Raw genomic sequence first — 11,388 nt, forward strand, 5'->3', positions numbered from 1 at the left:
GAGGGTCGGGTGGATGTGGCGGTCTGGCACCCGATCGGGGTCTGTGAACCACAGGACTGGCTGTCGACTCGCTGTCGCCTGGTGATCTGGCACCCGATCGGGGTCTGTGCACCACCTGTTCCCGTCGAGGTGGAGGGCCGGCCATGTTCCGAATCGGGACAGGGTAAGAAGGTTGCGGAGTACCTCTACCCCGGCGAGGCCGTCGGAGTGGAAGTATAGGAACACCGCCGGGAGGTCATCGGATACCTCGACCCGCGGGGCACCCCCGGAGTTGAGGTAAGGCGACACCATCAGGCTGCCGGGGAGTCGCTGGATACCTCGACTCCCGGGTTGGTGCGCCGGTCGAGGTATGGGGTGACCGGGGGAGCGTCGCTGGATACCTCGACTCTCGGGTTGGTGCGCCGGTCGAGGTATGGGGTGACCGGGGGAGCGTCGCTGGATACCTCGACCGAGCGAGGGCTGTCATGGTCGAGGTTTAGCGACACCATCAGGCCGCTGGGAGGTCGTCGGATACGGTCCCGCGCACTGGTAGACTTCTTCGGTCGGTGCGACGGCGCATGGCTGCGCCCACCGCGCACCTCATCCGAGAGTGCTGCACGAACCCCACCCCACACCGACCGCCGGCCGACCCGCCCTCAGACCTCGCGTCCGAGGCGACACGTCCGCCGGCCCACCGGACGCCGAGGCGTCTGAGGTTCGTCTGCTCGGTCATCTCGCCACTGGCTCCGGACGTGCCTACGCCCGTATGAGACCGCGAGACGAGGAACGACGACCCCCCATGCCCAAGAAGACGTCCGGAGCGCCCAAGAAGGCCCGGTGGACCGCGGCCGAGAAGGCCGCTCGGAAGACCGCCAAACGCCAACAGGCCGCCGGGAAGCCACCGAAGAAGGCGCACCACCGCGGCCAGCCGCCCCGTCCGTCCCGGAGCGCGGACGAGCGGTGGTCGGACGGACGCTCCGACGCCTCGTCCCGGCCCCGCCGCGACGATCGCTCGCACGCCGATCGCTCTCGCCACGACGTCCCCAACAATGACCGTCCTCGCCGCGACGACAGGCCCCGGTACCAGGAGACGCCGCGTCAGGCGGAGACGGGCCACCCCGCCGACCGTCCGCGCCGGGACGACCGGTTCCGCCCCGGCGACGACCAAGGGGCACGGGACCGCATCCGCGATGAGCGTTCACGCGAGGAGAGGCGGGGCGCCGCCGCCGGACCTCGGTACGGGGAGGCGGTCCGATCGACGGATCGGACGAGCCGGGAGGACCGGACGCGCAGGGACGACGGTACGCGGCGCGACGAGTGGTCCCGCCGGGACGACCGGCCGCGCCGAGACGAGTGGTCCCGTCGAGAGGACCGGCCGCGTCGAGAGGACGGGACGCGAAGGGACGACGGTATGCGGCGCGACGAGTGGTCCCGCCGGGACGACCGGCCTCGTCGCGACGAGTGGTCCCGTCGAGAGGACCGGACGAGCCGGGAGGACCGGCCGCGCCGAGAAGAGTGGACTCACCGGGACGAGCGGACCGGGCACGAGGACCGCCGCGGGTTCGCGGAGCGCCCCCGTCGGGAGAGCCGCCCGCATCGCGACGGTCGGTCTCGTGAGCAGGACCGACCCGCTCGCCACACCGGACCTCGCCACATCGCGGGGAACGACCCGTGGCGCGAGCGCGAGGAGCGGCACGCCCGGGCGGAGGCCGAGCGGGTCGAGGCGGACGTCTGGACGGCATACCGGCCCAAGGCCGCCGTTGCCGCAGAGGTGACCGAGGACAACGGCTTCGCCGCGCTGGGACTGCCGGAGCGGCTCGTCGAACGGCTGGCGAGGGACGGCATCACCGAACCCTTCCCCATCCAGGCCGCGACGATCCCGGACGCCCTCGCCGGGCGCGACGTCCTCGGCCGGGGGCAGACCGGGTCGGGCAAGACCCTCGCCTTCGGGCTCCCGACGCTGGCCCGGCTCGCCGGCGGCCGGAGCCGGCCGAAGCAGCCGCGCTCGGTCGTCCTCGTGCCGACGCGCGAGCTCGCGATGCAGGTGGCCGACGCGCTCGAGCCGCTCGTCCACGTCCTCGGGCTGCGCCACAAGCTCGTCGCCGGAGGCCTCTCCTACGAGCCGCAGATCAGTGCGCTCGCGCGCGGGGTCGACCTCCTCGTTGCGACGCCGGGTCGGCTGGGCGACCTCCTCGAGCGGGGCGCGGTGGAGCTCGACGGCGTCGAGGTCGCGATCCTCGACGAGGCCGACCACATGGCCGACATGGGCTTCCTCCCCGAGGTGACGGCGATCCTCGACCGGATGCCTGCAGGCGGTCAGCGCCTGCTCTTCTCCGCCACCCTCGATCGGGGCGTCGACGGTCTCGTCGAGCGCTATCTCACCGACCCGGTCGTCCACTCGACGGACGACGCGACGGCATCGGTCGAGACGATGGAGCACCACCTTTTCCTCGTCGAGCCGCAGCACAAGAAGGTCGTCACGGCCTGGCTCGCTGCGCGTCCCGGACGCACCGTCGTCTTCGTGCGGACCAAGCTCGGAGCCGACCGGGTCGCGCTCCAGCTGCGCGAGGCGGGGGTCATGGCGGCGGCGATCCACGGCGGACTCACCCAGGCCCAGCGCAATCGCGTCCTCGGGGCGTTCCGCGAGGGGACCCTGCCCGTGCTCGTCGCGACCGACGTCGCCGCCCGCGGCATCCACGTCGACGACGTCGCGCTCGTGCTCCAGGCCGATCCGCCCGCGGATCACAAGGACTATCTCCACCGCTCCGGGCGCACGGCCCGCGCGGGCGAGGAGGGGGCCGTCGTCACCCTCGCCCTGCCGCACCAGCGCCGCACCATGGAGCGGCTGCTCGCCGAGGCGGGCGTCGAGACGAAGGGGCTGAAGACGGCTCCGGGCGACGACGCCGTTGCCGCGGCCGGCGGCCGGGAACCCTCGGGCGAACCGATCTCCGACGCGGAACTCCAGGCGGTCGTCGCCCCCCATCGTTCCCCGCGGCGCGGCCGAGGAGGACGTCAGGGCGGTGCTCGCCCGCAGGGGCAGTCCGATCTCAGCGGACCCGCCAGCGGCCGGGGACGGGTGGCGCGGGGGAGCGGGCGCCGTCCGCATCGGTCAGCGACCGGCCGGAGCGGCTGACCCCGCGCAGCGCCGCGTCGTCGAGGAGCGTCGTCGGCAGCGGTGCGGAGGCGACGGCTCGACGGAGACCGTCCACCGGCAGCGAGGCCGCCGACGCGGCGACGACCCAGTTGCCGAACCGTCTGCCCTTCGCGACGTCTCCCGTCGTGAGGGCGACGAGATGCGGCAGCACGTGGCATACCGTCGCGAGGACCCTGGCGAGGTAGCGCCGGTCGGGCTCGTCGGTGACATTGAGCAGGAGCACCCCACCGGGGCGCAGGACCCGGGCGTATGCCGTGACCGCCTCGAGCGTCGTGAGCTCGGCCGGCACCCGGCCGTCGGCGAACGCGTCGACGACGATCGCGTCGGCGCTCGCGTCGGCGAGGTCCGTCAGGCCCGTGCGCCCGTCGACGGCGCGGACCCGGATCCGGTGCCCGCGCGGCAGCGGCAGCGCTCTGCGCACCGCCGCGGTGAGCTCCGCGTCCGGCTCGAGGACGATCTGCGGTGAGCCGGGACGTGTCGCCTCGACCCACCGGGGCAGGGTGAGCCCGGCACCACCGACGTGCGTCACGGCGAGTCGGCCCTCGGGCAGGGCGTCGAGGACGAGCGCGAGCTGCTGGACGTACTCGAAGGCCAGCAGTAGCGGGTCGTCCGGCGCGACATAGGACTGCGGCCGCCCGTCGAGGACGACCGTCGCCCCGCCACGCGGATCGCGGACCACCTCGAAGCGGGGTCGCGGCTCCGTCGCGTCAGGCACCGGCCAAGAGTACGGACGCGGGCTCTCGGCGTGCAGAATGGACGAATGGCAGACGGCCGGTGGGACGGGTCCGCCCTGGCGGGCCAACTCCTCCTCGCGACGCCCGAGATCTCCGGCGGCATCTTCCACCGCAGCGTCATCCTCGTGCTCCACCACGACGAGACCGGTGCCCAGGGCGTCGTCCTCAACCGGCCCCTCGACGCGCCCGTCGACGCGGTCCTCCCGGGGTGGCAGGACCTGCTCACCGCGCCGGGGAACCTCTTCCAGGGCGGCCCCGTCCAGCTCGACTCGGCCATCGGGCTCGTCACGGTCCCCGGCCCCGAGACACCCCCGCTCGGGGTCAAGCGGCTCTTCGGCACCGTCTGCGTCATCGATCTCGACACCCCGCCCCAGCTCGTCGCGACGGGCCTTGCCGGTATGCGGGTCTTCGCCGGGTATGCCGGGTGGACCGGCGGCCAGCTGGAGAGCGAGATCGCGACGGGCAGCTGGTACGTCGTCCCGGCCGAGAGCGCGGACGCCTTCAGCGACGACCCCGAGCACCTGTGGGTCAGGGTCCTGCGCCGACAGCCGGGCGAGCTCGCGTGGATGTCGACGTATCCGCCCGACCCCGACCTCAACTGAGCGCCGCGACGTCGGCGCGCACCCGTGATGTCCGTACGGGACCGCCCGCACCCGATCGCGCCCCTGCCGCCGGTCGTGCCCTCGCGGAACCCACCCGCATACGATGGGGTGATGACCCAGCCGAACGCATCCCTCGACGAACCCGCCGCCCCGGGCGAGCCCGGCGGGCCGGCGACGCAGACGGCGATCCTCGAACGCACCGAGACGGCGCCGCTCCCGCAGGTCCAGGAGCCCGGGGACCACGAGCGGTTCGCCCACTACGCCGACAAGAACAAGATCATGGAGTCCGCCCTGACCGGCGAGCCTGTCGTCGCGCTCTGCGGCAAGGTGTGGGTGCCGAACCGCGACCCCCAGAGGTTCCCCGTGTGCCCGACCTGCAAGGAGATCCTCGACGAGTTCTTCCCCCCGGAGGACGGCGAGTCCTGAGCGATCCGGTCGCGTCGGGGCTCGTTGGGGACGGGGCCCGCGAGGTCGGCCCCTGAGGTCAGGGCTCGGTGACGAGCCGGTCGCGCAGGGCCCGGGGTCCGAGGGCCGTCACGGCGAACGGCTCCAGCCGGGCGAGCAGGCCGAGGTCGGCTGACGCAACCGTCACGTCCGAGCCGTCGGCCGCCAGGTCGCGGCACCGGTCGACGATCTCGTCGTCCCCCGAGCCGGTGGCGTGGACGGTCGTGACGCCCTCGTCCGGACCCGCCGGGACGCCACGCCGAGCCTGCCCCTCGAGGACGAGCACGACGGCGTCGTAGGGCAGCGGTGTGCGCGTCAGCCCCTCGTGCAGTCGCGCGGCGGCGCCGGGCCGGTCGCGCCACCAGCCGTCGGGGACGCAGCCCACGACGTTCGCGCCGTCGACGACGAGGATCCGCACGGGGCGATCATGTCAGGCACGCACGTCAGGCGCGGCTCTCGTGGTTGGGCGACACGGCCCGGTCGCTGTCCGCCCCAGCCGTTCCGGATGGTTAGGGTGGGCCGGTCATGTCCGAGCCCTCGTCCGCATCTCCGTCACCGCGGGGGCTCTCGCACATCTCCCCGGCCTTCCCCGAGCGGGCCGCGTGGGGGACCGCGGACAAGCTGAGGGCGTGGCAGCAGGCGGCGCTCACGGCATACCTCTCGTCCGGCGAGCGCGACTTCCTCGCCGTCGCGACACCCGGGGCGGGCAAGACGACGTTCGCCCTGCGGGTCGCCGTCGAGCTCATCCAGCGGGGCGTCGTCCGGGCGGTCACCGTCGTCGCGCCGACCGAGCACCTGAAGACCCAGTGGGCCGACGCCGCCGCGCGGGTCGGGATCCACCTCGACCCGCGGTTCTCCAACGCGGTCGGCGAGAGCTCCCGGGACTTTGACGGAGTCGCCGTGACGTACGCGCAGGTCGCGACGAGGCCCGACCTGCACCGCCGGCGGACCGAGCGGGTGCCCACCCTCGTCATCATCGACGAGATCCACCACGGCGGCGACGCGAAGTCGTGGGGTGACGCCATCCGGGTGGCGTTCGAGCCGGCCGCCCGCCGCCTCGCCCTGACCGGCACGCCGTTCCGGTCCGACACCAACCCCATCCCGTTCGTCCGCTACGAGCCGGACGACGAGGGGATCCTGCGCTCCGCCTCGGACCACATCTACGGGTATGCCGAGGCGCTGCGCGACGGCGTCGTCCGGCCGGTCCTCTTCCTCGCCTACGGCGGCGACATGCGGTGGCGCACGAAGGCGGGGGACGAGGTCGCCGCCCGGCTCGGCGAGCCGCTGACCAAGGACCTCACGGCCCAGGCCTGGCGTACCGCGCTCGACCCGAAGGGGGAGTGGATCCCCGCGGTGCTCGCCGCCGCCGACAAGCGGCTCACCGAGGTCCGACGGCACGTGCCCGACGCCGGCGCCATGGTCATCGCGTCGAACCAGACCGCCGCCCGCGCCTACGCCCGCATCCTCGAGCGGCTCACCGGCGAGAAGCCGACCGTCGTCCTCTCCGACGACTCCGGTGCCTCGAGCCGGATCGAGGGGTATGCGACGAGCACCTCCCGCTGGCTCGTCGCCGTCCGCATGGTGTCCGAGGGCGTCGACGTCCCCCGGCTCTGCGTCGGGGTGTATGCGACGTCGACGGCGACCCCGCTCTTCTTCGCCCAGGCGGTCGGCCGGTTCGTCCGGGCCCGGCGGCGCGGCGAGACCGCGTCGGTCTTCCTCCCGTCCGTCCCGGTCGTCCTCGAGCACGCCGCTCGGCTCGAGGAGGAGCGCGACCACGCCCTCGACCGGCCGACGACGACGGAGGCCGAGGACGTCGCCGCGTTGTGGGCGGAGGAGGACCGGCTCGTCGCGGCGGCCAACCGGGCCGAGGCCGCCATGGACTCCGAGGGCGGTTTCGAGGCGCTCGACTCGCAGGCCGAGTTCGACCACGTCCTCTTCGACGCGCAGCAGTTCGGGCTCACCGCGGCCACCGGCTCCGCCGAGGAGGAGGAGTACCTCGGGCTGCCGGGACTCCTCGAGCCGGACCAGGTGACCCACCTGCTCCGCGAGCGGCAGGCGCGGCACCTCGCGTCCCAGCCGAAACGCTCTGCGCCGCAACCGGTCTCCCAGCACCGCGCCCTCGCCGCACAGCGCAAGGAGCTGAACAGCCTCGTCGCCGCCTATGCCCGCAAGACCGGCTCCTCGCACGCGTCGATCCACGTCGACCTGCGCCGGGCCTGCGGCGGCCCCGAGCTGGCCACCGCGACCTCCGAGGAGGTCACCGCGCGGATCGAGCGGATCCGCCGCTGGTTCGTCGGCCGCCGCTGACCGCCGGCATCCCATCCGGGCCACCGCGCCCCGCCACCCCGTCACCCCTCGCAGCTTTATCGGGTGACCCGACAAGACGTGGCTTCACCCGGCAAGGCAAGTCGGGTGAAGCTACGTCTTCTGGGGTGACCCGATAAAGCTCGCCGGAGGCGAGGCGGCCCCATGGACAGGAACATCGGTGCCCGGGCCGCCGACCGGCAGCCCGATCGTGCTCGTCGTGTGGAGTCCCGCGTGGCAGCTCGCCCGATGTGCCTGTCGGTGGGGCCGGCCGACATCGGCATACTGAAGGCTCCCACCCCCGCTGCGTAAGGAGACCCACCATGTCGCTCGTGCGGGTGCACAACCTCGGCGTGTCGATCGACGGGTTCGCGACCGGGGAGGGCCAGACCCTCGAGGCGCCCTTCGGGCACGCCGGCAGCAGGCTGCTCGACTGGATGATCGCGACGAAGAGCTTCAGCGCGATGCACGGGCTCGCCGAGGGCACCGACGGGGTCGACAACGCCTACGCCGCCCGGTACTTCGCCGGCGTCGGTGCCGAGATCATGGGGCGCAACAAGTTCACCCCGCTCCGCGGAGCGTGGCCGGACGAGGAGTGGCGGGGCTGGTGGGGCGACGAACCACCGTTCCACACACCGGTCTTCGTCCTCACCCACCACCCGAGGCCGTCGCTGGAGATGGAGGGCGGGACCGTCTTCCACTTCGTCGACGCGTCGCCCCAGGAGGCGCTGGACATGGCCCGGGAGGCGGCCGGAGACCTCGACGTCCGGGTCGGCGGCGGCCCGACGGTCGTGCGCGACTTCCTCGCCGCCGACCTCGTCGACCACCTCCATGTCGCCGTGGTGCCGATCGTGCTCGGCCGTGGCGTCCGGCTCTGGGACGGGCTGGAGGGCATGGAGGAGCGCTTCGAGGTCGAGGCGGTCTCCTCGCCGAGCGGCGTGACGCACGTGACGTTCGACCGCCGCCGCTGACACCGGATCCCCGCCGCGGCTCACGCGGACGCTGGGAGAGACTTGCGGTATGCCGCCGCCCGCCCTCCGCCCGGTCCACCCCCGACTGGCCGGGCGCCTGCGGCGGGAGGTGCGGGCCGACGTCCTCGACAGCCCGGGCGACCGTGCCCTGTATGCGACGGACGCGTCGAGCTTCCGGGTCGTGCCGGACCTCGTCGTCGTGCCGCGCGACGTCGAGGCGGTCGTCGACACCCTCATGTGCGCCAGGGAGGCGGGAGCGCCCGTCGTCATGCGGGGTGGTGGGACCTCGATGGCGGGCAACGGGCTCGGCGGCGTCGTCGTCGACGTCTCCCGCCACGTGAACCGGATCCTCGACATCGACCCCTCGACACGGACCGCCGTCGTCGAGCCGGGGGTCGTGCTCACCGACCTGCTGGCCGCCGCTCGTCCGCTCGGTCTCGCCTTCGGCGCCGACCCGTCGTCGGGCAGCCGGGCCACCCTCGGGGGGATGATCGCCAACAACGCGTGCGGCACCCACTCGGTCGCCTGGGGCACGACGGCCGACAGCGTCCGCGCGCTCGAGGTCGTCACCGGCGACGGGCGGCGTCTCGACCTGCGGTCGCCGGGCTTCCCCGGGCCGACCGGAGGCAACGGACCCGTCGGAGGCACCACGCCGCTGGACCGGCGTAGCGGACCCGACGGCCGCTTCACGACACCGGACCGGGCCGACGACGGACGCCGACCGGGGCCTGTCCTCTCGGGATCGAGGTATTCCGAGGGGACCGTCCCAGGGGACATCGGCGACCTCGAGGCCCGGCTGGCGGCGATCGGCGAGCGCAATGCCCTCCTCGTCGAGCGGCGGTTCGGGACGTTCAGCCGGCAGATCTCCGGGTATGCGCTCCAGCACCTCGCCCCCGGGCGTCTCGACCTGCCGAAGCTCCTCTGCGGGTCGGAGGGGACGCTCGCGACGACGCTCCGGGCGACGCTCGCGCTGACCCAGGCGCCGGCATACCTCGCGCTCGCCGTCCTCGGGTTCGCGGACACGACGGCCGCCGCGGACATCGTGCCCGCCCTCCTCCCGCACGGGCCGCTCACCGTCGAGTCGATCAGCGCGCCCCTCCTCCACCGGCTCCGGGCGGACGTCCGGGCCGGGGCCGTCGCCGCCGGGTTGCCTCCTGGAGAGATCTGGCTGCTCTGCGAGGTGGGTGGTGACACACCTGCCGAGGCGGAGGGGGCGGCCCGGACCCTCGCGGAGGCGGCCCGCGATGCGTGCCCGTCGGCGACGACGAGCGTCGTGACCGACCGGGGCGCCCAGGGGGTCCTGTGGGCCTGCCGCCGGGACGGGACGGGCCTCGCGACCCGGCGTCCGGATGGGTCGGAGGCCTGGGGCGGCTGGGAGGACGCCGCGGTGCCGGTCCCACGGCTCGGCGAGTACCTGCGCCGCCTCGAGGAGCTCATGGCGCGCCACGGAGTCTCGACGGCGGCATACGGTCACTTCGGAGAGGGCTGCATGCACATGCGGTTCGACTTCGACCTCATGACCGACCCCGGCATCGCGCGCTACCGATCCTTCGTCGAGGACGCGACCGACCTCGTCGTCTCCCTCGGGGGCTCGGTGTCGGGGGAGCACGGCGACGGCCGCGCCCGGGGTGAGCTCGTCGCGCGGATGTACGGCGCGGAGGCGATGGCCGTCTTCGCCGAGGTGAAGCGCGCGTGGGATCCCGAGGGCGCCCTCAACCCGCACATCGTCGTCGACCCCGAGCCGCTCGACGCGAACCTGCGCCACCACGGACCGGCCCACCTGCGTGTCCTGCCGACCCAGTTCGCGTACGCCTCCGACGGCGGGTCCTTCGCCCAGGCTCAGCGGCGGTGCGTGGGCGTCGGCAAGTGCCGCCAGTCCGGCGGCGGCGTCATGTGCCCGAGCTACCAGGTCACCCGCGAGGAGCGGCACTCGACGCGGGGCCGGGCGCACCTGCTGTGGGAGATGGTCGAGGGCACCCTCGTCACGGGCGGGTGGCGGTCCACGGAGGTCCTCGACGTCCTCGACCTGTGCCTCTCGTGCAAGGGGTGTCTCGGGGACTGCCCCGTCGACGTCGACATCGCGACCTACAAGGCCGAGTTCACCCACCAGCACTTCAAAGGACGGCCCTGGGCGCGTCCTCGCTCGCACTGGTCGATGGGCTGGCTCCCCGTGTCGGCGGCCCTGGCCTCTCGTATGCCGCGCCTCGCCAACCGGGTCCTCGGCTCGCGTCTGGCGCCGGTCCTGAAGAAGGCGGGCGGCATCGCGCCGGACCGGGACCTGCCCGTGTTCGCCCGCCAGACGCTGACCTCCTGGATGGGCGCCCGCGGCTCGACCTCCCGAACCCGTGCCCCAGGTCCACCGACGGCCGCTATGCCCTCCGGTGCCGGAGCGGGACCCGGTGCCGGCCCGGAACCCGCCCGCGGGCGCGTCGTGCTCTGGCCCGACACCTTCACCAACCGGCTCACGCCTCACGTCGGGCAGGCCGCCGTCGCCGTCCTCGAGGACGCGGGGTTCGAGGTGGCCCTGCCCGACGGTCCGGTGTGCTGCGGGCTCACGTGGGTGTCGACCGGCCAGCTCGGCGTCGCGCGCCGTGTCCTGGGGCACTCGCTGCGCACCATCGAGGGCGCGCTGCGCGACGGCATACCCGTCGTCGGACTCGAGCCGAGCTGCACGGCCATGCTGCGCCACGACGCGCCCGACCTCCTCGCCGGCGGCGACGGTGTGGATGCCGACCTCGGTCGGCTCGCGGCGGGCGGCGTCCGCACTCTCGCCGAGGTCCTCGCCGAGCGGGCGCCCGACTGGACTCCGCCCCGGGTGGGCGGGGAGGCGCTCGTCCAGGTGCACTGCCACCAGAGCGCCGTCATGGGCTTCGACCCCGACCGCGCACTCCTCGCCGCGGCCGGGGTGTCGGCGACGGTGCCCGACTCCGGATGCTGCGGTCTCGCCGGCAACTTCGGGTTCGAGGACGGCCACGCCGAGCTCTCCCGGGCTGTCGGCGAGCGCGTCATCCTCCCGGCCGTGCGCGCGGCCGACGCGACGACGCGGGTCGTCGCCGACGGGTTCAGCTGCCGGACCCAGATCGCCCAGGGCACGCCGCGGCGCGCGATGCATCTCGCCGAGGTTCTCGCCTCGGGCCTCGATCTCTCGTGAGGCCGCATGGCCCACGCCCGCCGGCCGGGCAGATGCCGGCGCCGGCGGC

General features: G+C 73.9%; 8 protein-coding genes. 6 read left to right on the forward strand and 2 right to left on the reverse strand.

Annotated features, from left to right (window positions below; translation table 11 throughout):
* The first annotated feature begins 1,390 nt into the window (after positions 1-1,390).
* Positions 1,391-3,112 carry a DEAD/DEAH box helicase gene (locus BN12_RS13690; RefSeq protein WP_327152656.1) on the forward strand — a complete coding sequence of 574 codons (1,722 nt, stop codon included), beginning with the start codon at positions 1,391-1,393 and terminating at the stop codon, positions 3,110-3,112.
* Here the strand turns inward: BN12_RS13690 and BN12_RS13695 are convergent.
* Positions 3,027-3,848, reverse strand: a complete 822-nt coding sequence (locus tag BN12_RS13695) for a spermidine synthase (protein WP_048553265.1) — start codon at positions 3,846-3,848, stop codon at positions 3,027-3,029. The genes BN12_RS13690 and BN12_RS13695 overlap by 86 nt on opposite strands.
* A gap of 45 nt (positions 3,849-3,893) precedes the next feature.
* On the opposite strand from BN12_RS13695, the gene BN12_RS13700 reads away from it, so the two are divergent.
* Together BN12_RS13700 and BN12_RS13705 are read left to right on the forward strand one after the other, a co-directional pair.
* On the forward strand, positions 3,894-4,469 hold the full coding sequence (locus tag BN12_RS13700; protein WP_048553267.1) for a YqgE/AlgH family protein: 576 nt from the start codon (positions 3,894-3,896) through the stop codon (positions 4,467-4,469).
* Between the two features lie 111 nt (positions 4,470-4,580).
* Complete coding sequence (locus BN12_RS13705; RefSeq protein ID WP_048553270.1) at positions 4,581-4,895, forward strand: DUF3039 domain-containing protein; 315 nt, start codon at positions 4,581-4,583, stop codon at positions 4,893-4,895.
* Between the two features lie 58 nt (positions 4,896-4,953).
* On the opposite strand, the gene BN12_RS13710 is transcribed toward BN12_RS13705, so the two are convergent.
* A complete protein-coding gene (locus BN12_RS13710; protein WP_048553272.1) occupies positions 4,954-5,331 on the reverse strand; it encodes a hypothetical protein in 378 nt (125 codons plus the stop codon).
* Positions 5,332-5,438: 107 nt separating this feature from the next.
* On the opposite strand from BN12_RS13710, the gene BN12_RS13715 reads away from it, so the two are divergent.
* The 3 genes from BN12_RS13715 to BN12_RS13725 all read left to right on the forward strand — a co-directional run bounded on the left by BN12_RS13715 (position 5,439) and on the right by BN12_RS13725 (position 11,339).
* A complete protein-coding gene (locus BN12_RS13715) occupies positions 5,439-7,220 on the forward strand; it encodes a DEAD/DEAH box helicase (protein ID WP_048553274.1) in 1,782 nt (593 codons plus the stop codon).
* A 320-nt stretch (positions 7,221-7,540) separates the two neighbouring features.
* Positions 7,541-8,188, forward strand: coding sequence for a dihydrofolate reductase family protein (locus BN12_RS13720; protein WP_048553276.1), 648 nt, complete (start codon positions 7,541-7,543; stop codon positions 8,186-8,188).
* 49 nt (positions 8,189-8,237) lie between these two features.
* Entirely contained in the window at positions 8,238-11,339 is a 3,102-nt protein-coding gene (locus BN12_RS13725; RefSeq protein WP_053080037.1) for an FAD-binding and (Fe-S)-binding domain-containing protein, read from the forward strand.
* Positions 11,340-11,388: the final 49 nt, after the last annotated feature.

Source organism: Nostocoides japonicum T1-X7 (assembly GCF_001046855.1).
In the GTDB taxonomy this organism is placed as follows: domain Bacteria; phylum Actinomycetota; class Actinomycetes; order Actinomycetales; family Dermatophilaceae; genus Nostocoides; species Nostocoides japonicum.

What these genes read in the sequence shown, in the direction of transcription:
- BN12_RS13690 (WP_327152656.1), top strand. Translation starts at nt 1,391, where the DNA reads ATGCGGCGCGACGAGTGGTCCCGCCGGGACGACCGGCCTCGTCGCGAC.
- BN12_RS13700 (WP_048553267.1), top strand. Translation starts at nt 3,894, where the DNA reads ATGGCAGACGGCCGGTGGGACGGGTCCGCCCTGGCGGGCCAACTCCTC.
- BN12_RS13705 (WP_048553270.1), top strand. Translation starts at nt 4,581, where the DNA reads ATGACCCAGCCGAACGCATCCCTCGACGAACCCGCCGCCCCGGGCGAG.
- BN12_RS13715 (WP_048553274.1), top strand. Translation starts at nt 5,439, where the DNA reads ATGTCCGAGCCCTCGTCCGCATCTCCGTCACCGCGGGGGCTCTCGCAC.
- BN12_RS13720 (WP_048553276.1), top strand. Translation starts at nt 7,541, where the DNA reads ATGTCGCTCGTGCGGGTGCACAACCTCGGCGTGTCGATCGACGGGTTC.
- BN12_RS13725 (WP_053080037.1), top strand. Translation starts at nt 8,238, where the DNA reads ATGCCGCCGCCCGCCCTCCGCCCGGTCCACCCCCGACTGGCCGGGCGC.